Here is a 20,967-nt window from a genome sequence, read left to right as displayed (position 1 = left end):
TCGGGCAAGCCCTCCCCGGCTGACCGCACTCCTGGCGGCTCGGGCAAGCCCTCCCCGGCTTACTCTTGTCAGCATGAGTGCACCGGCGGAGACCCCCACCACCCTGCGGACGGCCGTCTGGCTGCTGGCGTTCCAGGCCGTCGCGGTCACCGGGATCACGATCTACCTTCTCGTACGCGACTTCGGCGCGGAGGGGTTCGAGGCCCGGCTGGCCTGGGCGGTGACGGCGTTCGCGGTGCTCGGCGCGGCCCTGCTCGGGCTGCTGGCCCGCAGTGTGGCGCGGCGGCGACGGTGGGCGCGGGACGTGGCGGTGGCGCTGGAGCTGACGATCCTCGCCCCGGCCTACTTCATGGTGGGCGACCAGGCGATCCTGCTGGCCGTCGTCGTGGGCGGCACGGCCTTGGCGATCATCGCGCTGCTGGTGATGCCGGCCACCAACCGGGCGATCGGCGTCCGCGCCTGAGTCAGGGCCTAGTTCTTGCCCCGGAGGCTGACCATCCGGATCGTGGCGAGACCGCCGGCGATCTCACCGGTCGCCTCGGCGGTCTGGGAGGCGAGGACGTGCCAGGCCCAGCTCGTCTGGCTCGGCAGCACGGCGCCGTCCTTGACCGGGGCGCTGATCGCGATCCGCAGCTGCTCGACGCTGATCTCGAACCGGCAGCTCAACGACGCGTCGGCGGGCGTCAGCACGAGCAACATCGCGCACGCCTCGTCGACCGCGGAGCGCAGATCCTCGATGCGATCGGTCGTGTACTGCAACCGTGCCGCGAGGCCCGCGGTCGCGGTGCGCAGCACGTTCAGGTAGCCGCCGTCGGCAGGTACCACGAGAGAGACGATGTCGTCCTCGACGCTCGCCTCATCCGGTCGCTCGCTCGTTCCCAAGGAGCCTCCCCCCGGGGAGCGACTCTATCGGAAGGTGGGTGGCCGGGGGTACTCCACACGACCACCCACCTCACAACCGGTCAGGCCTGCTTGGTCTCCCAGAAGATCTTCGCGATCTCGTCGATCTTCTGCAGCAGCTGGTCCGCCACGGCGGGGTCGGCCGAGCCCTTGGCACCGGAGGCGCCGGCCAGCTTGGTCGCCTCGTTGAAGAGCTGGTGCAACTGCGGGTACTTCTCGAAATGAGGGGCCTTGAAGTAGTCGGTCCACAGCACCCAGAGGTGGTGCTTGACCAGCTCGGACCGCTGCTCCTTGATGAGCAGGGCGCGGGTGCGGAACTCGGGGTCCGTGTTGGCCTGGTACTTCTCGGCGACGGCCTTGATGGACTCGGCCTCGATCCGGGCCTGCGCCGGGTCGTAGACACCACACGGCAGGTCGCAGTGGGCACTCACGACGGTCCTCGGCGTAAACAAGCGCATCAGGATCTCCTCCATGCTTGACCAGCTGTCATGCATTTTGAACAGCTGCGATGATGCACTTTCGACCCTACTACCGGTGCCGGGGCGCGCGAACAGGCGGTGGCGAAGTTGCTCGGACTCTGGGCGGTGCTCGTACGCGGGCCTTCCATGGCTCCCACACTGCGATCCGGTGACGCCCTGCTGGCCCGCCGCGGGGCACGCGTACGCCCGGGGGACGTGGTGATCGCGGACTTCCCGCACCGGCCCGACATCGGTCTCGTCGTCAAGCGGGCCGTCCGTGCGGAATCCGGCGGCTGGTGGATCGAAGGCGACAACGAGTTCGTCACCGACGACTCCCGCAGCTTCGGCGTCGCCCGGGTGCATGCCCGCGTCCTCGGCCGGTACTGGCCGCGGCCACGCCTGCTGGCAGGCCGGTCACCTGCGGCTGTGTAGACTTTCCAGTCTCGGGCGATCCCCGGACACAGCCCCATAAAAGCTCATGAGCGGCAGTGCGGCCGCAATCTTGGGAGTGCAACGTGGAAGACGACGCGGTCTTCGCCCGTCACCGGTCCGGCAAGATGTCCATCAGCCCTACCGTTCCCCTCGCCACGCGCGAGGATCTCTCACTCGCGTACACGCCGGGAGTGGCCCGGGTGTGCGAGGCCATCGCCGCCGATCCCAGCCTTACCCGCGACTACACCTGGGTCGGGCACACGGTCGCGGTGGTGACCGACGGCTCGGCGGTGCTGGGCCTGGGCAACATCGGCCCCCGCGCGGCGATGCCCGTGATGGAGGGCAAGGCGATCCTGTTCAAGCAGTTCGGCGGGGTGGACGCGGTCCCGGTCTGCCTCGACACGCAGGACGTGGAAGAGATCATCTCCGTCGTGAAGGCGCTCGCGCCCTCGTTCGGCGGCATCAACCTGGAAGACATCTCGGCACCCCGATGCTTCGAGATCGAGCGCCGGCTGGACGAGGCGCTGCCGATCCCGGTCTTCCACGACGACCAGCACGGCACCGCGATCGTGGTGCTGGCGGCGTTGCGCAACGCGGCCCGCCTGCTCGGCCGGAACCTCGGCGACCTGCGCGTGGTCGTCTCGGGCGCCGGTGCGGCGGGCATCGCCGTGACGCGCATGCTGATCGCCGGCGGGGTCGACCCCGCGCTGGTGATCGTGTGCGACTCGAAGGGCACCCTCTACGCCGAGCGCCCCGACCTGGCGCCCGGCTCGGAGAAAGCCCGGCTGGCCGCCGTGACCAACCAGTCGCGCGTCGCCAATGGGATCGAGGCCGCCCTCGCCGGGGCGGACGTGCTCGTCGGCGTCTCCGGCGGCCAGATCGCCGAGGCCGCCATCGCCGGCATGGCACCGGGCGGGATCGTGTTCGCCCTGGCCAACCCGACGCCGGAGGTGCACCCGACGGTGGCCGAGCGGTACGCCGCGGTGGTCGCCACCGGCCGTAGCGACTTCCCCAACCAGATCAACAACGTGCTCGCGTTCCCGGGGATCTTCCGGGGCGCGCTCGACGCCGGCGCGCCGCGCATCACCGAGGCGATGAAGCTCGCCGCCGCGGATGCCATCGCCGGCCGGGTCGCCGACGACCTCCGGCCCGACCAGATCGTCCCGAGCGCGCTCGACGCCGGGGTCGCCCCGGCCGTCGCCGCCGCCGTTATGGCCGCCGCACGACACGGCTGAACCGTTTCGGTAGGAATGATCACACCCTAAGGGTGGGGCGGCACGCGTACCGAGTCGGTAGGTTGCCTGGTATGCGTGCCGTCTTCGCCCAATCCATCGACCCTGACGATCCGCTCACCGGTCTTGTGCTGGGCGAACGCCCCGAGCCGCAGGCGCCGGCGGGCTGGGAGACGGTACGGGTGTCCGCCTCCAGCCTCAACCACCACGACATCTGGTCGCTGCGCGGGGTGGGCCTGCCGGCCAACCGGCTGCCGATGATCCTCGGCTGCGACGCGGTCGCCCAGCGCGCCGACGGCACCCGCGTCCTCGTCCACGCGGTCATCCCCGACGAGGGCGACCCGCGCGGGTTCAGCCTCCTGTCGGAGAAGCACCCCGGCACCTTCGCCGAGTACGTGGCCGTACCGAGCGCCAACCTGGTCGCCCTGCCGGCCTCGCTGTCCACGATGGACGCGGTCACGCTGCCGACCGCGTGGCTCACCGCGTACCGGATGCTGACGACGAAGGGCCGGATCGCCGAGGGCAACTCCGTGCTCGTGCAGGGCGCCGGCGGCGGTGTCGCGACGGCGGCCGTCATCCTGGCCCACGCCATGGGCAAGCGGGTCTACGCGACCAGCCGGGATCCCATCAAGCGCGAGCGCATCCAGGGCCTGGGAGCTTCTTCGTTCGAGCCGGGCGCCCGCCTGCCGGAGCGCGTCGACGTCGTCATCGAGACCGTCGGCGCGGCCACCTTCGACCACTCGCTGAAGTGCGCCGCCCCGGGCGCTCGCATCGTGGTCTCCGGCGGGACCTCGGGTCAGGTCGCGGAAGTGTTGCTACCGCGGGTCTTCATGATGGAGCTGTCCATCCTCGGGTCCAGCATGGGGACGGTCGAGGAGCTCAAGGCGCTGGTCAAGCTGGTCGCGGAGAAGAACGTCCGGCCGGTGGTGGACGAGGTCTTCGACTTCGCGGACGCGCGTCGCGCCTTCGAAAAGCTCCACAGTGGAGAGGTCTTCGGCAAGCTCATCCTCAAACACTGAGCCCCCCGACGCCTCGACATCTCGACATCTCGACGCCCCGACATCTCGACAATCTTGCGCGAATGCCTCAAATTTCGTCAGGAATGCCTGGAATGCCGGTACATTCGCGCAAGATCGTCGCTATCGGGGGTGGTGGCGGTGTCGTAGCGCTTGAGGATCAGCCTCGCCAGGTCCCAGGAGGCGCCCAGCGGTTCGGCGGCGGCGATGGCGCCTGCCTCCAGGGCGCTGCTCATCACCGTGTCGTAGAGCTGCCCGCAGGCGAGGAAGTAGGCGGCGACCGCGATCCGTCGGGCGCCAAGGCTTTTCAGCTGTCCGACCGCCTCCGCGCCGGTAGGGGTGGCGCCTGCCGCGTAGGCGACCCGCACCGGAACCCCGGCCTGCGCGCCGAGCGCGGCCGCGGTCTCCTCGACGACCACGCGGGCTTCGGCCATGCGGGTACCCGCCGCGGCGACGACCAGGCCGTCGTACTCGCCGACGGCGGCGTGGAGACGCTTGGCCAGGCCTGCCAGCAGATCCGGTGACGGCTCGCCCAGCGGTTCGGTGAGGGTGACGTCGAAGCCGGCCACCTGGGCGGGGAGGTCGATACGGCCGTGGTACGCCTTCGTGAGCAGCAGTGGCACCACCACGGCCGGCTCGCCCAGCGCACGCAGGACCGTGGCGGGACCGGGTTCGGCCAGCTCCAGGAAGGACACCCGGACGTCGAGCCCGGGCCGGGCGGCGGCGACCACCCTGGCCAGGGCCCTCGTCGTGGCGGCCGCGCGGGGGTCCCGGGACCCGTGCGCGACCAGGAGCAGCGGCGTCATGAAACCGTGTGCAGCCCGCACTCGGTCTTGTCGAACATCGCCCAGCGGCCCGAACGCGCGTCCTCCCCCGCTCCGGTACGCCGGGTGCACGGCCAGCAGCCGACCGAGCCGTAGCCGTTGTTCAGCAGCTGGTTGACAGGCACGTCGTACTTCTCGATGTACGCGTCCACCTCGGACTGGGTCCACGCCGCGATCGGGTTGACCTTGACCTTGTTGCGGGCGTACTCGAAGTGCACGACGGGCGTACGCGCACGGGTCGGGGACTCGTCGCGACGCAGGCCGGCCGCCCAGGCGTCGTACTCGCCGAGCACCTTCTCCAGCGGCTGCACCTTGCGCAGCGAGCAGCAGAGGTCGGGGTCGCGCGCGTACAGCCGGGGACCGTATTCGGCGTCCTGCTCGGCCAGGCTGATCTCGGGCCGGACGGAGCGGATGGTGACCGGGATCGTCCGCGCCACGGTGTCGCGTACGCGGAGGGTCTCGGCGAAGTGCAGGCCGGTGTCCAGGAAGACGACGTCCACGCCGGGGGCGACCCGGGACGCGAGGTGGGCCACGACGGCGTCGGCCATCGAGCTCGTCACGCAGAACCGCGCGCCGAACGTCTCCACGGCCCAGCCGATGATCTCCTCGGCCGGCTTGCCTTCGAGGGCCTTGCCGGCGCGTACGGACAGCTCTACCAGTTCGTCAACGGTTCGGGTGGTCACTGCGTGCCTCCGAGGGGTCCGGCGCTGCTTTCGGTGTGGGGGTTCAGCAACCCCAGGAACTTGAGCGAGAAGACGCGGGTGCAGGAGCGGCATTCCCACGTGCCGTGCTGGTCGGAATGGGGACGCAGATCCTCATCCCCGCAGTAGGGGCAGTAGCTCGGGAAGGCGCGGTCACCGGAGGACATCTTCATCAGCCCTCTGGACCCACTCGGCGAACGACTCGTCGGCGTCCTTGCGGCCGTCGGCGTACGCCCGGGTCAACCGCTCCACATAGGAGGGAAGCTCGGCGGCGGTGGTCTTGAGCCCGCGCAGCTTGCGGCCGAAGCCGGGCTGCTGGCCCCGGGCCATGGTCAGCCCGCCGCCGAGATGCACCTGGAAACCTTCGACCTGGTTGCCCTCGGCGTCGGTCACCAGCTGGCCCTTGAGGCCGATGTCGCCCACCTGCGTACGCGCGCACGCGTTGGGGCAGCCGTTGATGTTCACGCTCAGCGGCAGGTCCAGCCCGGTCGACTCGACGTGCGAGATGACCTGCGCGGCCAGCCCTTTCGTCTCGACGATGGCCAGCTTGCAGTACTCGATGCCGGTGCAGGCCAGCGTCGAGCGGCGGATCTGGGACGGGTTGGCCTTCAGCCCGATCCGGTCCAGTTCGGACACCAGCCCGTCCACCCGGCCGCCCTCGACGTCCAGGACGAGCAGCTTCTGGTGGGCCGTCAGGCGTACGCGAGCGGAACCGTGGGCCTCGACCACGTCGGCGAGGGCGTCGAGCGTGGTGCCGGAGACGCGGCCGACGACGGGCGCGGCGCCGACGTAGAACTTCCCGTCGTTCTGCGGGTGTACGCCCATGTGGTCGATCGGCTGGGCGGGCAGTTCGGGAGCGGGACCGTCGATCAGCTTGCGGCCGAGGTACTCGTCCTCCAGCACCTGGCGGAACTTGGCCGCGCCCCAGTCGGCGACCAGGAACTTCAGCCGGGCCCGCGAGCGCAGCCGGCGGTAGCCGTAGTCGCGGAAGACCTCGACGACGCCCTTCCAGACCTCGGGGATCTCGGCGAGCGGGATCCACGCGCCGAGGCGCTGGGCCAGCATCGGATTGGTCGACAGGCCCCCGCCGACCCACAGGTCGAAGCCGGGGCCGTGCTCGGGGTGCACGACCCCGAGCAGCGAGATGTCGTTGGCCTCGTACGGGACGTCGGCCAGCCAGGAGACGACCGACTTGAACTTGCGCGGCAGGTTGGACAGGCTCTTGTCGCCGATGAACCGCTCGACGATCTCCTCGATGACGGGCGTGGCGTCGAGGACCTCGTCGGCGCTGACCCCGGCGACCGGGCTGCCCATCACGACGCGCGGGCAGTCGCCGCACGCCTCGGTGGTCGACAGGCCGACGCCTTCAAGCCGGCGCCAGATCTCCGGCATGTCCTCGATGCGGATCCAGTGGTACTGGATGTTCTGCCGGTCGGTGATGTCGGCCGTGTCCCGGGCGAACTCGCGGGAGATGCCGGCCACGACCCGCAGCTGCGCCAGCGACAACTGGCCGCCGTCGATGCGTACGCGCAGCATGAAGTACTTGTCGTCCAGCTCCTCCGGCTCCAGGATGGCCGTGCGGCCGCCCTCGATGCCGGGCTTGCGCTGCGTGTACAGCCCCCACCAGCGGAACCGGCCGCGCAGGTCGGCGGGGTCGATGCTGTCGAAGCCGCGCAGCGCGTAGATGCTCTCGATGCGCTGCCGGACGTTGAGCGGGTTGTCGTCCTTCTTGGAGCGCTCGTTCGGGTTGAGCGGCTCGCGGTGGCCCATCCCCCACTGGCCCTCACCGCGCTTGCGGACGACACGGGCCGGGCGGGCCGGGGCCGCATCGCCGTCCGCGCGCGCCGCGGGGGCCGGGGAAGCGAGGGTGTTCTCGGTGACCGCCATGGCTGGCGTCCTCCTGATGCAAGGTTTGCGCGCTTCACGCCGGCGTCGCGTCCTCGCGATCAAGCATCATTGCTCCCGGCGCTCACGCGCCCGGGTGGGGAAAACTCCGAAACGGAGCCCAGCGGGCGACGCTCAGCCGAGTCGACACATCGCGCTGCGGACACGTCCGTAATCGACGTGTCGGCGCGCGGTCAGCGGCACGCTACCCAGGAACAGCTCGACGCCCTGTCGGGCGAAGCTGCGTCGCCGAGCGCCGCCCTCACGGGCGGTGTCGAGCGGGGCGGCCGGTATCATGCTGTTCACAATGCCATGTCAGTAGGTCCCGGGCCAATATGTCGTGGTGTCCATCTCAGTACGCGGAACTCCGCAGTCAAGATCAGTAGGCGGAAGAATCAGCATGCCTCCCCTCCGGCGCTGGATCGGTGACGCCGCGGCCGTGGTCGCGTACGTCGCCGGCGCGGTTCTCGTCTTCGGACGCCTCCTCGTCGACCCGTCGGGACGCGTTCTCGGCAACGCCGACGACCAGATCCTCTTCGAGTGGATGTTCGCGCACAGCGCCCGCGTCGGAACGAATCCGTTCCTGAGCTCGCTGCTGGGCGTACCGACGGTGGCGAACCTGGCCGGCAACACGTCGGCGGTCGCCATCGGGCTCCCGCTCGCCTGGCTGACCAAGCTCGCCGGGCCGGGCGCCACCTTCGCCGCCTTCGCCGTGCTCGCCCTCGCCGGCACCGCGATCGGCTGGTACGTGCTGCTGCGCACCAAGGCGGGCCTCGGCCGCGTCCCGGCGTTCGTGGGCGGCCTGTTCTGCGGGTTCGCGCCCGGCCTGGTCTCCCAGGCCGACGGACATCCGCACATCGCCGCGCAGTTCCTCGTGCCCGTGATGATCTGGCTCGTCCTCTGGCCCGAAGGCCCCGTCTGGCGCAGCATCCTGCTCGGCGCCGTGGTGGGCGTGCAGATCCTCATCGGCGAAGAGGTCCTCTTCCTGCTCGCGCTGGCCCTCGCCGCGTACATCGCCGTCTATGCGATCCAGCGGCCGCGCGAGGTCCGCGCCCGCGTCCTGCCCACGCTCAAACGTGTGGGCCTGGCCGTCCCGGTCGCCCTCGTCGTCGCCGGCTACCCGCTCTACCTGCAATATTTCAGCGAGTACGCGTACAGCGGCATTCCGAACGGCATCTACTCGGCCGACCTGGCGTCGTACTTCGCGTACTCGACGGGATCGCTGGCCGGCGGCAAGCTGATGTACGCGCCGAACGCGAGCGAGCAGACGGCGTTCTTCGGCGTACCCCTGGTGATCGTGCTGGTGGTCGCGGCGGTGGCGCTGTGGCGGCGCGTCTGGGTACGCACCGCGGCGATCATGGGGCTGCTCTTCGCGCTGGCCTCCCTGGGTGAGCACATCAAGTACAGGGGCAGGACGACCGGCATTCCGGGGCCGTGGCGCATCGTCGGCGAGCTGCCGATCTTCCGGGACGTGATCCCGGCGCGGCTGGCCCTGATCGTCGTGCCGGTGGCGGGCATCCTGCTCGCGGTGAGCTGGGCCGCGGCGGCCGAGCGGGCGAAGGCGGGCCACCGCTTCGCCTGGTACGCCTGGCCCGTGGTGGTCTCGCTGGCCCTGCTGCCGGCGCTGCCCGGCATCGCGAAGGTGACCTCGACCGGCCGGGTGCCGGAGTTCATCGCGAGCGGCGAGTGGCGCGACTGCGCGCCGGAGGGCACGACCCTCGTCGGGTACGCGCCGGTGACGACCTGGAAGCTGCACATGGTCCAGATGCGCTGGCAGGTCGCCGCCGACCTCGGGTACGCCTCCCCCAACGGCTACTACATCGCCCGCGACGAGACCGGCGAGGGGCGCTGGGGCCAGCCGAACCGGCCGCTCGACCTGGCCGTGATGGACGGCAGGCCGATCACCCGCGAGCAGGCCGCGGCGGATCTCGCGTACTGGCAGGCGAAGTGCGTGGTGGTCGACCAGACGGGGAAGAACGCGGAGGTGCTCCGCGACCGGGCGACGGCCGCGCTCGGCGCCCAGCCCCAGCAGGCCGGCGGCGTCTGGTACTGGAAACTCCCCTAACCCTGCCGACCCCACCCCGCCCTCCCGTTCCCGCTCCCCGCCTTGCGACGATCTTGCGCGAATGTCCGGGCTATTCGGACATAAGCCGCGAATTTCGGGGCATTCGCGCAAGATCGTCGGGGCCGGCGGCCGGCCGGCGGGGGCGGCGGGGGTCAGCCGGGGAGCGGCGGGTCAGCGGTGGGTCAGCGGAGTTCGTAGACCTTGATGCGGGAGTTGGTGTAGCGCAGGTCGGCGTACTTGCCGAGGTCGACCGAGTACGCCGTCCCGCCCTGGTCGTCGACGACGATCCAGCGCACCCCGTAGTCGTGGCGCAGGGCGGCCAGCTTCTCCGGTGTCGGCGCCGCGATCGCGTCGTCGTTGCGCGTCAGCAGGGCCTGGTCCCAGAACGGGATCCGGTTGTCCCCGCCGATCCGCGGGGCGAACGTCCACCCCTCGACGAGCACCCGCCGCTCCGCGTACGCCGAGAGCCAGAACGAACGCGGATCGCACTTGCCGTTCGGGAGCGTGCCGACGCAGTGGACGTTGGTCGCGAGCACGTCGTCCGGGCCGCTGTGGTCGCGGACGTAGCGGGCGGCCAGCACCCGTGACCGGGGCAGGTCGATGTTGTAGTAGGCGCCGCCGTTGGGCGTGCGTTCCGATTTGGCCATGTCCATGACGAGGCCGGGCGCCCCGGCGACCAGGACCGCGGTGAGCAGCACGACGCCGCCGCGCCCGCGAAGGGCCGGGACCCGCCGGCGCAGCAGCAGCCAGGCGGCCGCCACCACGACGCCGACGGCCAGGAGGGCGCCGGCCCACTCCAGGATCGGCAGCACGGGCCGGTAACGCGGCAGGTGCGGGACGAACGGCTTCGCGTACGCGAGCTGGATCAGCACCGTGGCCAGGGCGAACACGGCCGCGCCGAGGCCGAGCAGCAGCCTGCCCCGCCGGCCGAGCTTGGCCCGGTCGAGCACCTGCACGAAGCCCCAGCCCGACAGGATCACGCCGAAGGTGAAGCCGGACCGGGCGAAGTACTGCTCGCCGCCGCTGAGCTGGTGGATCGTCAGGTAGAACAGGACGCCGGCCAGGCCGCCGCCGAGCAGGACCCACTGGATCGGCTCCAGGCGCAGCTTCTGCCGCCACAGCAGCGGGATGATGCCGGCCTGGCGCAGTTCCATGTTGAGCAGGAACGCGCCGAAGACGCCGACCGAGATGAGCGCCTGGGTGAGCGGGCCGCGCGGGTGGTTGGCCAGCGGCAGCCAGTAGGGCTCCAACTGGCCGAAGAGCGCGAACCCGGTCTTGTACGTCTGGAACTGGTACAGCACCGCGGTGGCGAAGAACTGCCCCGCCAGCGCGACGGCGCCGAGGATCACGATCCGCCACGGGATCCGCCGGTACGCGATCAGCAGCGCCAGTCCGGCGATCCCGAGTGCGCCCAGCACCACCGGCAGCGAGCTGGCCTTCGCCCCGCTCGATCCGGCGACGAGCAGCCCCGCCAGCACGTACGCGCGTACGCCGGGCTTGTCCTCCAGCAGGACGAGGCCGATCGCGCCGATCAGGGCGATCAGCAGCACCCAGCTGTAGATCATCGACATGCCGTGCCAGATGACGAAGGTCGCCTGGGTACCGAAGGGCATCGTGACCGGGTCGGTGAAGTTAAACTCGCCGATCGTGAAGAAGAGGATCGCCGCGACGGCCCCGACGGCCGGGCGCTTGCTGACCCGCCAGCCGACCGTGGCGGTCAGCACGATCGCGAGCGCGCACAGCGCCGGGATCGCGTACCGCAGCGAGACCGAGGTCAGGTCGACGCCGCCGACCATGCTCGACATGGCCATGTGCGCGTAGGCGAACCAGTGGTAGTACAGCGGCTCCCCGGCGACCTGCGGCAGATGCAGCGGCAGGTGGTTCTTGGCCTCCCCTGCCAGCGACAACTGGTACGCGAGGTCGAGGTACTGCCGCGTGCCCTCGGAGGTCGGGATCGCCGGGTTGCGCTGCAGGAAGACCGAGGACAGGTAGAGCGACCAGAACGAGACCACCCCGGCGACCGTCCACGACCAGGCCAGCGGAGCCCGTTGCGGGTACTCGCGGACCCACCAGTGCCGGCGCAGGGCGGGCAGGGCGGCGTACACGAGCATCACGAGGAACGGCCACAGGCGTACCCAGCCGCGCAGGTCGAGCACGCTGAACACGGCCCAGGCCGCGAGTTCGAGCACGAGGCCGACGGCCGCGCCCATCGCGAGGTCCTCGACGAGGGTCAGCGGGGTCCGGCGCAGCGACCGGTAGACGAGGGTTCCCGGGATCATCACGCCGATCAGGGCGTACGACGCATATCTGCCGATTTCCCACCAGGGCGCACCGGCAACGGCCAGAATGGCAACGAGTGTCACACAGGCACCGGCGGCGGGAAGCCACCGGAGAAGCCGGGCTTCACGGGTACGCTTCGTCGCCACCGGGGCGTCCGCCGCCGGTCGTGCGGTCGTCTGGCTCATACTTCTCCGACCCCTGCCAGCGGATGTCAATTTCGGTGTAGCAGTCTAGGCACCATGGCGAGGCTTGGGCCGCCCCACCACCCTGTCCAGGAGATGATCACGTGACCGCACAGGCCGCGACCACCGACACCCTGACGGACGCGCGTACGCGCTCCGTCGCGCTCGCCCGGCGGCTGGCCGTCCGGCTCGCCCCGTCGGCGGTGCCCGGGCTGGTCATGCTCCTGCTCGCCCGATACCACCTGGGCAAGCCGACGCTCGGCTGGGACGAACTCGCCACGCTGTCCGCCTGCCGTCGCACGGTCGGCCAGATGTGGGAACTGGCCAAGCACATGGACGGTGTCATCGCACCCTACTACCTGTTCATGCACTTCTGGACAGACGTCTTCGGCACGTCCGAGATCGCGATGCGGCTGCCTTCCGCGCTCGCCGTCGCCGGCGCCGTGGCCCTCGCGGGCGAACTCGGCCGCCGCCTTTTCGGCGGTGTGACCGGCTTCACTGCCGCGATGATGCTCACACTCGTCCCGTCGCTGACCTACTACGCCCAGGAGGCGCGCGGCTACGGCCTCGCCCTCTTCTTCGCCACCCTCGCGACGCTGCTGTGCTACCGCGCGGCCGAACGGCGTACCTGGCCCGCCTGGGCGTTCTACGCGCTCGCCATGGCCGGCGCCGTCTTCGCGCACATGTTCACGATCGTCATCCTGCTGGGCCACGCGGTGATCGTCTGGCTGCGGGTCCCCGGCCGCGAACGCCTGCGCTGGGCCGCCGTCCTCGCCCTCCCGCTGCTCGCCGCGGCGCCGCTGGTCTATCTCGGCATCCACCAGCAGGGTACGCAGCTGTCCTGGATGCCGAAGCCGGAGTGGCGGGACCTGTCGACGGCGCCCGCTACGATCTTCGGTTCCAACATCAACGGGATCGGCAGCGCGGCCTCGTCGCGGATCGTGGCGATCGCGTTCGTCTTCATCGGCCTGGCCCTCGCGGTCCGGGCGAAGCGCGGCGTCGTGGCCGAACTGGCCACCCTCGCGGTCGCGCCGCCGCTCATCCTGATCGCCGTCTCGATCCTGCGCTCCCCCATGTGGATGCCCCGGTACGCGTTGTCGGCCGTGGTCCCGTTGACGCTGCTGGCCGCCGCCTCGCTGATCGGGCCCGACCGACCCCTGCGCCGCACGGTGTGGGTACGCGCCGCGCTGGTGCTCGCGATCCTGCTGCCGATGCAGTTCACGGTGAACCCGGCCGTCCGGCTGACCGACATCCACGTCGGCGGCGACTACCGGGCGATGGCCCGGGAACTCGAACTGCAGCACGCCTCCGCGCAGGACGGCATCCTCTACGGCGCGAACACGGTCTGGGGCCTGCGCGGCGCGGTCGACTACTACGTCCCGCAGGCGTACCGGCCGACGGACGTGCTGATCAAGAAGACAGGGGTGCAGCGCGGGCAGCTGTCGGCCAACGAGAACTGGCCCCCGGAGAACTACATCGGTACGCAGCAGCAGATGTGGTTCGTGTGCATCCTGGTGACCACGCCGACCGCCACCGACCCGCTGCACCTGCAGAAGGTGGACAACCGCATCATCGCGCTGCTGAAGCAGTACAAGGTGGCCAAGATCTGGCGGTCGAAGAACCTGTTCCTGCTCCGCTTCGAGAAGCTGCCCGGCTGACCCCGGTCACCGCTTCGCCAGCGGTACCTCCAGCAACGCCTCCGCGCCGCCCTCGGCCCGGTTGCGCATCTCGATGCTGCCGCGCAGCTCGCCGGTGGTCAGCGTACGGATGATCTGCAGGCCGAGCCGCTTGGCGGAACTGGGGTTGAAGCCGTCCGGCAGCCCCCGGCCGTTGTCGGCCACGGTCACCTGCAGCTGCTTGCGGAACCGGTGGGCCGACACGACCACCTCGGGATCCTCGGAGTCCTCGGTGAACGCGTGCTCCACCGCGTTGAGCAGCAACTCGTTCAGCACCATCACCAGCGGCGTCGCGATCTCCGCCGGCAGGACGCCGAAACTGCCCTCCCGGCGTACGCGTACCGAGATGCCGCTGCCGGAGAAGCCGCCGGCCACCTCGGCGGCCGCCGTCGCGACCCGGTCGACGATGCCGTCGAACTCGACCGCCTCGTCGGCCGACATGGCGAGCGTCTCGTGGACGAGGGCGATGGAGGCGACCCGGCGTACGGACTCCTCCAGGGCGGCCTTCGCCTCGGGCGCGTCGACCCGGCGGGCCTGCAGCCGCAACAGGGCCGCCACGGTCTGCAGGTTGTTCTTCACCCGGTGGTGGATCTCCCGGATCGTCGCGTCCTTCGTGATCAGGGCGCGGTCACGCCGGCGTACCTCGGTGACGTCGCGGGCCAGGATCAGCGCCCCGATCGGTACGCCGGCCGGGATCAGCGGCAGCGCTCGCGTGAGGACGGTGGCCCCGCGTACCTCGATCTCCTTGCGGGCCGGGGAATCCCCGCGCAGCGCCGCCAGGACGCGCGCGCTGGCCTCGGAGCCCTCCAACGGGTCGTCGGCGATCCGGCCGAGCAGGGCGGCCAGATCCTCGCCCACGAGATGCGAGGCGTGCCCGAGACGGCGGAACGCGGACTGCGCGTTCGGGGACGCGTAGGTGACCTTGCCGGACGCGTCCAGCCGGATCAGGCCGTCGCCGACGCGCGGGGCGCTGGTCGTCTCGCCCGGGTGCCGGGGCGGCGGGAAGGTGCCGTCGGCCACCATCTGCGCGAGGTCGTCCGCGCTGGTCAGGTAGTTCAGTTCGAGCTGGCTCGGCGTACGCGCGGTCGACAGGTTCGTGTCCCGGCCGGCGACCGCGATGACCTCGCTGGTCTCGCCGTCCGCCCGGCGGTGGCGGACCGGGACGGCCTCGTGCCGCGCCGGGGTGTCGCCGTACCAGACGGGGTCGCCCTCACGCCAGATCCGGCCCTGCTGACGGGCGATGGCGAGATGCGCGACCTCGGGCCCGCCGACGATGCGGCCCACCTGATCGTCCTGGTACGCCGTCGGCGCGGTGGTCGGGCGTACCTGGGCGACGCAGATGAACGCGGGCGCGCCCCCGTGATCACCGGTACGCGATCCGGACGCATCGGCCACCGGCACCCACAGCAGCAGGTCGGCGAAGGACAGATCGGAGATCAACTGCCAGTCGCCGGCCAACCGCGTCAGGTGGTCGATGTCGTCCGGGCCGAGGTTCGTATGTTCCTCGACGAGATCGCGAAGTGTGGACACGGGACCAACAGTAGCCAGCGCCGGGTGTGCTCAGCGCCGGCCGGTCGATCAGAGGGTCTCGGTCACCTTCTTGAGCCCCCGGGGCGCGTCCGGGTTCTCGCCCCGGCCGAGCGCGATGGCCAGGGCCAGTCGCTGCAACGGGAGGATGTCGAGCAGGGCGGCGTACCGCTCGTCGACCGCGGGCACGGCCAGCCGGGCGGACGCCTCGGCGACCTGGCCCGACCCGATCGTCACCACGTCGGCCCGGCGCTCGCCGAGCCGGTGCAGGACGTCGGCCATCGCGGTGCTGCCCGGACCGGTGCCGAGGACGGCCAGCACGGGGACGTCCGGATCGGCCATCGCGAGCGGGCCGTGCAGGAGATCCGCTCCGGAGAAGGCCAGCGCGGCGAGGTACGACGTCTCCATGAGCTTCAGAGCGGCCTCCCGAGCCGTCGGGTACGCGTACCCCCGGCCTGTGGTGACGACGCGCCCGGCGAAGCGGTAGCGGTCGGCGAGCTGGGCCGGCGTCTCGTCTTCGAGCGTGCGGGCCGCGAGGGCCGGCAGCTCGGCGAGGGCGGCGCGCTCCTCGGCGGGGACCGTGCCGCCGCCCTTGACCGCCTCGACCAGCAGGAGCAGGGCGAGCAGCTCGGCGGTGTAGGTCTTGGTGGCCGCGACGGCACGCTCGTGCCCGGCGGCGACGTCCACGGTGAGCTCGGCCGTCTGGTTGAGCAGCGAGCCGGCGTTGTTGGTGACGGCGAGGGTCAGCGCGCCCTGCTCGCGGGCGATCTTGAGTACCTCGGTCAGGTCGGGCGAGCCGCCGGACTGCGAGACGCCCACGACGAGGGCCTCGGAGAAGTCGGGCCGCGCGCCGTAGACGGTGATCGCGCTCGGCGAGGCGAGCCCGGCGGGGATGCCCAGCCGGATCTCGGTCAGGTACGCCGCGTACAGCGCGGCGTGGTCCGACGTGCCGCGCGCGGTGAAGACCACGTGCTTCGGCCGGCGCTCGGCGATGGCCCGCGCCACCTGCTCGATCGCGGCCACGCTCGGCGCCTCCAGCAGCTTGCCGTAGACCTCGGGCTGCTCGGCGATGTCGGTCGCCATTCCGGCGCCGCGCTCAGTCATGCTCGATCTCCGCTCATCTCGTGCTCAAACCGCGCTCAGTCTTGCACGCAGAATCACGAGGAGGCAACCAATGTGAGCAGAACCGCGCACCACTCTCGCCGGCGCATGGAACGGAAAGACCGTCAAGAAGAAACGACGCCCCCGGGGGAGGAAATCCCCGGGGGCGTCGAGATCAATGCCGCGTCCTGCGGCCAGCCGTCACTCGACCGCGAGCAGCGCCGGCGCCGGCTCGCCCTCGGCGTTCGCCGTGGGCTGGTTCGACGTGCGCAGCGGGACCTCCTTGACGAAGATCGCCAGAACCGGCACGAGCACCGCGAACGCGAACGCCCACCAGAACAGGCCCGACGTCGCGTACGCGATGGCGTGCTTGATCGCCGTGACGAACGCCTGGATCTGATCGGCCGGCAGCAGCTTGGAGACCTGCGCCATGCCCTCGCTGCCGAGGTTGCCGCCGACCTTGTCGATCATCGTGGCCGCCTGCGGGCCGAGGTCGTTCGTGACGCTCTCCTTGAGGCGGCTGTTGAACACCGCGCCGAAGATCGAGACACCGAACGAACCGCCGATCGACCGCACGAAGGTCGCCGTCGAGCTGGCCACGCCCAGATCCTTCATCTGTACGCTGTTCTGCGCGATCAGCAGCGTGGTCTGCATCAGGAAGCCCATGCCGAGGCCGAGCACGACCATGTAGATCGTGGACTCGAACTTGCTGGTGTGGTCGGTCAGGCGGGTCAGCAGCAGCATGGCGATCGCCATGATCGTGCCGCCGATGATCGGGTAGATCCGGTACTTGCCCGTGTCCGTGATGATCTTTCCGATGACGAACGAGGTCACCATGACGCCGAGCATCATCGGCAGCAGGAGCAGGCCGGAGTTGGTCGCCGACGCGCCCTGGACGGTCTGCTGGTAGAGCGGCAGGAAGGCGATCGCACCGAAGAGCGCGAAGCCGACCAGGAAGCCGATCCCGCTGACCACCGCGAAGTTGCGGTTCTTGAAGATGTGCAGCGGCAGCACCGGCTCCGGTACGCGCAGCTCGATGATCACGAACGCGGCCAGCGTCACCAGGGCGAGGGCGCCGAGGCCGAGGACCTGCCAGCTGCCCCAGGCGTACTCCTTGCCGCCCCAGGTGGTGATGAGGACCATCGAGGTGATGCTGATCCCGAGCACGACCGCGCCCAGCCAGTCGATCTTGTGCTCGGTCGTCTTCTTCGGCAGGTGCAGGAAGGCCACCAGCATCACGAAGCCGACCGCGCCGATCGGCAGGTTCATGTAGAAGATCCAGCGCCACGAGGCGTGGTCGGTGATCAGACCGCCGACGAGCGGGCCCGCGATCATCGCGATCGCCATGATGCCGCCCATGAGGCCCTGGTACTTGCCGCGCTCGCGGGGCGGGACGAGGTCGCCGATGAGGGCGAACGCACCGACCATCAGACCGCCCGCGCCCAGGCCCTGGAACGCGCGGAACGCGATGAGCTGCGTCATCGGGCTGACGGCGTCGTTCAGCCAGTGGAACTCACCGGCGGCACCGGAGAGCATCGACCCGATCATGAACAGGATGATCGAGGTCAGGAAGACCTTCTTGCGGCCGTAGAGGTCGCCGAGCTTCCCCCAGATCGGCGTCGAGACCGAGGTCCCCAGCACGTACGCGGTGACGACCCAGGACAGCTGGGACAGTCCACCCAGCTCGCCCACGATCTTGGGCATGGCCGTGCCGACGACCATGTTGTCGAGCATCGCCAGCATCATCGCCAGCAGGATGCCCGGCAGCACCACGCGAAGATTCGGCTTCGGTAGTGCGGCTTCGGGAGTGGTGGACACGAGCCCCCCTCGTGATGGCCGATGGACTTACTTGCCGACCGGCTAGCAAACTGACTAGCCGTACGGTAAGTTGATAACCGACGGCGCGTCAAGTGCAATCGAGTAAGCCCCCCTCACAACCGGGGAACATGAGGAGAAGTAGTCGATGGGCGAGCAGATCGAGGGGCGCGACACGCGTACGCGCATCCAGTCCGTCGCGCTGGAACTCTTCACCGAGCAGGGCTACGACCAGACGTCGCTCCGGGAGATCGCCGAGCGCCTCGGGGTGACGAAGGCCGCGCTCTACTACCACTTCAAGAGCAAAGAGGAGATCGTCGACAGCCTCACGGCCGACCAGATCGCCCGCGTCGAGAAGATGGCAGCGTGGGCCGCGGAGCAGCCCCGGACCCTGGAGGCCCGCAAGGAGTTCCTCCGCCGGTACGCCGAAAGTCTCATGCAGAGCCAGCACCACAAGGTGATGCGCTTCTTCGAGCGGAACCAGGCGTCCATGAAGGACCGTCCGTCGGGACGCAACTTCAAGGAACGCATGTCGAGCATCATCGACCTGCTCGTCGACCCGGGCGATCCGCCGGCGAAGCGGCTCCGGGCGGCCATGGCGTTCTTCACGCTGCACGCCTGCTGGTTCATCCTCGACGGCGACGGTCTCACCGACGAGGAGCGCATGAAGACCGCGCTCGACATGGCGTACGAGCTGATCGAGGGGTAGACCGGCGCTAGCCGATGACGGCGATCAGGTCGCCTTCCTGGACCACGTCGCCCTCGCCCACGGCCAGCCGGGTCACCTTGCCGTCGGCCTCGGTGAGGACCGGGATCTCCATTTTCATGGACTCGAGGATCACGAGGGTGTCGCCGTCGGAGACGTCGTCCCCTTCGTTCACCACGACCTTCCACACGTTGGCCACCATCTCGGCCCGGATCTCCTCGGCCATCGCCGTCCTCCCGAAAGCGTCGTTGCTCGCCTCATCCAACCACGCAGGCGTACCCGGACGCAGCCCAACCCGACACCCTTGCCGGATGGTAAATTGAGATGCTCAAAACGGACAGCCAACCGCCGGGGAACCTCGGCGCGGATCTAGAGCTGGGGAGCCTCGGCGCGAACTCAGAGTCGGGTAGCCTCGGCGCCAAGCGGAGAGGAGCCGGGCATGGCGAAGAAGTCACGCAAGAAGAAGGCGCGGAAGAAGAGTTCCGCGAACCACGGCAAGCGCCCCAACGCCTAGCTTCTGGGCCCGCCCTTCGGGCGGTGCCGGGCACTCGGCCCCATAATGCAACGTCCGTCAGCACAGAGATCCTCAAACTTCGTTTGCGGATCTTGCACTGCCGGACGTCGCGGGCCGAGTGCGGGGCCCAACTGTGGGTGCCTACAGGTACAAAGAAGCGCCGCTCCCGCTTGGGGCGGCGCTTCTTGTCGGTCAGGCTCGCTCTTCGACTGAGATCTCGGAGAGCTTGGCGCGCAGGCGCGCCTTGAGCTCGTCGGGGGCCTTCTCGGCGCCGCAGCAGCGGGCGACCAGCGCCTTGACCTCCTGCTCGATGCCGAACTCGCGCAGGCACGGCGAGCACTCGTCGAGATGGCTCTTGATCAGCTGGCGTCGCTCGTCGGAACACTCCAGGTCGAGGTAGAGGTATACCTCGTCCAGGACGTCCTCGCACTCGTCGCTCATGCCGTCACCTCATGGTCGGACGAACGCTCCGCGGCGGCGATGATGCCGCGCTCGGCCGCGTAATGCTCCAGCATCCCCCGCAGGTTGCGCCGGCCGCGGTGCAGCCGGGACATCACGGTGCCGAGCGGCGTACCCATGATGTCGGCGATCTCCTTGTAGGAGAAGCCCTCCACGTCGGCGAGGTAGACCGCGAGGCGGAACTCCTCCGGCAGCGCCTGCAGGGCTTCCTTCACGTCGCTGTCGGGCAGGCGCTCGAGCGCCTCGGTCTCGGCCGACTTCAGGCCCGACGAGGTGTGCGACTCGGCCTCGGCGAGCTGCCAGTCCGTGATCTCCTCGGTGGGCGCCTGCACGGGCTGGCGCTGCTTGCGCCGGTACGAGTTGATGAAGGTGTTCGTGAGGATGCGGTACAGCCAGGCCTTGAGGTTGGTGCCCTCTTCGAACTGGTGGAAGGCCGCGAACGCCTTCAGGTAGGTCTCCTGGACCAGGTCCTCGGCGTCCGCCGGGTTCCGCGTCATGCGCAGGGCAGCCGGGTAGAGCTGGTCGATGAAGGGCATGGCATCCCGCTCGAACCGCGCGCGCCGGTCGTCCGTCGTCTCCTGCGTCACCCTCTCGCCCTTCCGCGGCCGCTGAACCACGGCCCGCCCCGCTGAGGATACGCGGGTACCCAGCAGCGGCGCCGCAAGAACGTCGGCGGGCAGGGCGGTCGAGTCGCCCAGGGTGGCCCCCGAGCGCCACTCCTCCGGCTCGATCCGGACCTTCAGCATCCGGTCGGACGGTGTTCTCGTCACGGTACGCACGCCATCAACCCCTTCAAGGTCTACGGCCTGCTCAACGTCCCGGGCGGTCGGGGAATTCCTGGTCGGTGAATTTCCGATCCGCCCGGTACGCGTCACGTGGATCACACCCTGGCTGACTGAACTCCTGGCGGCTCGGGCAAGCCCTCCCCGGCTGACCGCACTCCTGGCGGCTCGGGCAAGCCCTCCCCGGCTGACTGAACTCCCGCCGGCTCGGGCAAGCCCTCCCCGGCTCACCCGACGAGGGCCTCCAGCGGAGTCGTCCGCTGCAGTGGGATGAACACCGGCGGACTTTCCTGCTCATGCTGTACGCCAGCTGGCCCGCGCTCGTGCTGCACGCCCGTCGCGCCCCGCCGTCCCCGTCGGCCGCCCGCGACCCGGGCCGGCTTCTCGGGTCCCAGCGTGCGGGCCGGCGTCGT

At 70.1% G+C, this 20,967-nt stretch carries 21 protein-coding genes; 8 read left to right on the top strand and 13 right to left on the bottom strand.

Annotated features, from left to right (window positions below; all coding sequences use genetic code 11):
• The first annotated feature begins 73 nt into the window (after positions 1–73).
• Entirely contained in the window at positions 74–463 is a 390-nt protein-coding gene (locus tag G401_RS53675) for a hypothetical protein (protein ID WP_027345866.1), read from the top strand.
• A gap of 8 nt (positions 464–471) precedes the next feature.
• Here G401_RS53675 and G401_RS0133145 read toward each other — a convergent pair whose 3' ends face one another.
• Together G401_RS0133145 and sodN are read right to left on the bottom strand one after the other, a co-directional pair.
• Entirely contained in the window at positions 472–882 is a 411-nt protein-coding gene (locus tag G401_RS0133145; protein ID WP_027345865.1) for an ATP-binding protein, read from the bottom strand.
• Positions 883–962: 80 nt separating this feature from the next.
• Positions 963–1,373: a superoxide dismutase, Ni gene (gene sodN / locus G401_RS0133140; protein WP_407636962.1), complete on the bottom strand. Its 411-nt coding sequence runs from the start codon at positions 1,371–1,373 to the stop codon at positions 963–965.
• 84 nt (positions 1,374–1,457) lie between these two features.
• Between sodN and G401_RS0133135 the strand changes: the two genes are divergently transcribed.
• The 3 genes from G401_RS0133135 to G401_RS0133125 all read left to right on the top strand — a co-directional run bounded on the left by G401_RS0133135 (position 1,458) and on the right by G401_RS0133125 (position 4,041).
• Positions 1,458–1,790, top strand: a complete 333-nt coding sequence (locus G401_RS0133135; RefSeq protein WP_027345863.1) for a S26 family signal peptidase — start codon at positions 1,458–1,460, stop codon at positions 1,788–1,790.
• Positions 1,791–1,915: 125 nt separating this feature from the next.
• Positions 1,916–3,025: an NAD(P)-dependent malic enzyme gene (locus G401_RS0133130; protein WP_051367508.1), complete on the top strand. Its 1,110-nt coding sequence runs from the start codon at positions 1,916–1,918 to the stop codon at positions 3,023–3,025.
• Between the two features lie 62 nt (positions 3,026–3,087).
• On the top strand, positions 3,088–4,041 hold the full coding sequence (locus G401_RS0133125; protein ID WP_027345861.1) for a zinc-binding dehydrogenase: 954 nt from the start codon (positions 3,088–3,090) through the stop codon (positions 4,039–4,041).
• Between the two features lie 77 nt (positions 4,042–4,118).
• Here G401_RS0133125 and G401_RS50145 read toward each other — a convergent pair whose 3' ends face one another.
• From G401_RS50145 to G401_RS0133105, 4 genes are read right to left on the bottom strand one after another with little or no spacing between them, the layout of a single operon-like run.
• Positions 4,119–4,844, bottom strand: coding sequence for a sirohydrochlorin chelatase (locus G401_RS50145; RefSeq protein ID WP_051367494.1), 726 nt, complete (start codon positions 4,842–4,844; stop codon positions 4,119–4,121).
• Positions 4,841–5,545, bottom strand: coding sequence for a phosphoadenylyl-sulfate reductase (locus G401_RS50140; RefSeq protein WP_034593890.1), 705 nt, complete (start codon positions 5,543–5,545; stop codon positions 4,841–4,843). Before G401_RS50140 ends, G401_RS50145 begins: the two co-directional genes overlap by 4 nt.
• A complete protein-coding gene (locus G401_RS58015) occupies positions 5,542–5,730 on the bottom strand; it encodes a hypothetical protein (protein ID WP_034593889.1) in 189 nt (62 codons plus the stop codon). The genes G401_RS50140 and G401_RS58015 overlap by 4 nt, the downstream gene beginning before the upstream one ends.
• Positions 5,717–7,450 (bottom strand): nitrite/sulfite reductase, encoded by a 1,734-nt coding sequence (locus tag G401_RS0133105; protein WP_034593888.1) that lies wholly within the window; start codon positions 7,448–7,450, stop codon positions 5,717–5,719. The genes G401_RS58015 and G401_RS0133105 overlap by 14 nt, the downstream gene beginning before the upstream one ends.
• Before the next feature lie 397 nt (positions 7,451–7,847).
• Between G401_RS0133105 and G401_RS50135 the strand changes: the two genes are divergently transcribed.
• Entirely contained in the window at positions 7,848–9,512 is a 1,665-nt protein-coding gene (locus tag G401_RS50135) for a hypothetical protein (RefSeq protein WP_051367493.1), read from the top strand.
• A gap of 182 nt (positions 9,513–9,694) precedes the next feature.
• Here the strand turns inward: G401_RS50135 and G401_RS0133095 are convergent, their stop codons facing one another.
• On the bottom strand, positions 9,695–11,875 hold the full coding sequence (locus tag G401_RS0133095) for a hypothetical protein (protein WP_157546671.1): 2,181 nt from the start codon (positions 11,873–11,875) through the stop codon (positions 9,695–9,697).
• Positions 11,876–12,078: 203 nt separating this feature from the next.
• Here G401_RS0133095 and G401_RS0133090 point away from each other — a divergent pair, with 203 nt between their 5' ends.
• Positions 12,079–13,632, top strand: a complete 1,554-nt coding sequence (locus tag G401_RS0133090; protein WP_027345857.1) for a glycosyltransferase family 39 protein — start codon at positions 12,079–12,081, stop codon at positions 13,630–13,632.
• A gap of 6 nt (positions 13,633–13,638) precedes the next feature.
• On the opposite strand, the gene G401_RS0133085 is transcribed toward G401_RS0133090, so the two are convergent.
• The 3 genes from G401_RS0133085 to G401_RS50130 form a co-directional block, all read right to left on the bottom strand.
• Positions 13,639–15,180, bottom strand: coding sequence for a sensor histidine kinase (locus tag G401_RS0133085; protein ID WP_027345856.1), 1,542 nt, complete (start codon positions 15,178–15,180; stop codon positions 13,639–13,641).
• Positions 15,181–15,228: 48 nt separating this feature from the next.
• Complete coding sequence (locus tag G401_RS0133080; RefSeq protein ID WP_027345855.1) at positions 15,229–16,260, bottom strand: SIS domain-containing protein; 1,032 nt, start codon at positions 16,258–16,260, stop codon at positions 15,229–15,231.
• A gap of 219 nt (positions 16,261–16,479) precedes the next feature.
• Positions 16,480–18,096: an MDR family MFS transporter gene (locus G401_RS50130; RefSeq protein ID WP_051367492.1), complete on the bottom strand. Its 1,617-nt coding sequence runs from the start codon at positions 18,094–18,096 to the stop codon at positions 16,480–16,482.
• Between the two features lie 145 nt (positions 18,097–18,241).
• On the opposite strand from G401_RS50130, the gene G401_RS0133070 reads away from it, so the two are divergent.
• The gene (locus G401_RS0133070) at positions 18,242–18,802 is read left to right on the top strand and encodes a TetR/AcrR family transcriptional regulator (protein ID WP_027345854.1); all 561 of its coding nucleotides are present in this window, start codon (positions 18,242–18,244) and stop codon (positions 18,800–18,802) included.
• A 7-nt stretch (positions 18,803–18,809) separates the two neighbouring features.
• Here the strand turns inward: G401_RS0133070 and G401_RS0133065 are convergent, their stop codons facing one another.
• Complete coding sequence (locus G401_RS0133065; protein WP_027345853.1) at positions 18,810–19,025, bottom strand: biotin/lipoyl-binding carrier protein; 216 nt, start codon at positions 19,023–19,025, stop codon at positions 18,810–18,812.
• A gap of 213 nt (positions 19,026–19,238) precedes the next feature.
• On the opposite strand from G401_RS0133065, the gene G401_RS58720 reads away from it, so the two are divergent.
• A complete protein-coding gene (locus G401_RS58720; RefSeq protein ID WP_407636963.1) occupies positions 19,239–19,313 on the top strand; it encodes a 50S ribosomal protein bL37 in 75 nt (24 codons plus the stop codon).
• 192 nt (positions 19,314–19,505) lie between these two features.
• On the opposite strand, the gene rsrA is transcribed toward G401_RS58720, so the two are convergent.
• A complete protein-coding gene (gene rsrA, locus G401_RS0133060) occupies positions 19,506–19,754 on the bottom strand; it encodes a mycothiol system anti-sigma-R factor (protein ID WP_027345852.1) in 249 nt (82 codons plus the stop codon).
• A complete protein-coding gene (locus tag G401_RS0133055; RefSeq protein ID WP_245601916.1) occupies positions 19,751–20,542 on the bottom strand; it encodes a sigma-70 family RNA polymerase sigma factor in 792 nt (263 codons plus the stop codon). Before G401_RS0133055 ends, rsrA begins: the two co-directional genes overlap by 4 nt.
• Positions 20,543–20,967: the final 425 nt, after the last annotated feature.

This window comes from Hamadaea tsunoensis DSM 44101 (assembly GCF_000428945.1).
GTDB lineage: Bacteria > Actinomycetota > Actinomycetes > Mycobacteriales > Micromonosporaceae > Hamadaea > Hamadaea tsunoensis.
This window is presented reverse-complemented; position numbering and strand designations above follow the sequence as displayed.

What these genes read in the sequence shown, in the direction of transcription:
- G401_RS58015 (WP_034593889.1), bottom strand. Translation starts at nt 5,730, where the DNA reads ATGTCCTCCGGTGACCGCGCCTTCCCGAGCTACTGCCCCTACTGCGGG.
- sodN (WP_407636962.1), bottom strand. Translation starts at nt 1,373, where the DNA reads ATGGAGGAGATCCTGATGCGCTTGTTTACGCCGAGGACCGTCGTGAGT.
- G401_RS53675 (WP_027345866.1), top strand. Translation starts at nt 74, where the DNA reads ATGAGTGCACCGGCGGAGACCCCCACCACCCTGCGGACGGCCGTCTGG.
- G401_RS0133080 (WP_027345855.1), bottom strand. Translation starts at nt 16,260, where the DNA reads ATGGCGACCGACATCGCCGAGCAGCCCGAGGTCTACGGCAAGCTGCTG.
- G401_RS0133070 (WP_027345854.1), top strand. Translation starts at nt 18,242, where the DNA reads ATGGGCGAGCAGATCGAGGGGCGCGACACGCGTACGCGCATCCAGTCC.
- rsrA (WP_027345852.1), bottom strand. Translation starts at nt 19,754, where the DNA reads ATGAGCGACGAGTGCGAGGACGTCCTGGACGAGGTATACCTCTACCTC.
- G401_RS50145 (WP_051367494.1), bottom strand. Translation starts at nt 4,844, where the DNA reads ATGACGCCGCTGCTCCTGGTCGCGCACGGGTCCCGGGACCCCCGCGCG.
- G401_RS0133105 (WP_034593888.1), bottom strand. Translation starts at nt 7,450, where the DNA reads ATGGCGGTCACCGAGAACACCCTCGCTTCCCCGGCCCCCGCGGCGCGC.
- G401_RS0133065 (WP_027345853.1), bottom strand. Translation starts at nt 19,025, where the DNA reads ATGGCCGAGGAGATCCGGGCCGAGATGGTGGCCAACGTGTGGAAGGTC.
- G401_RS0133130 (WP_051367508.1), top strand. Translation starts at nt 1,916, where the DNA reads ATGTCCATCAGCCCTACCGTTCCCCTCGCCACGCGCGAGGATCTCTCA.
- G401_RS50135 (WP_051367493.1), top strand. Translation starts at nt 7,848, where the DNA reads ATGCCTCCCCTCCGGCGCTGGATCGGTGACGCCGCGGCCGTGGTCGCG.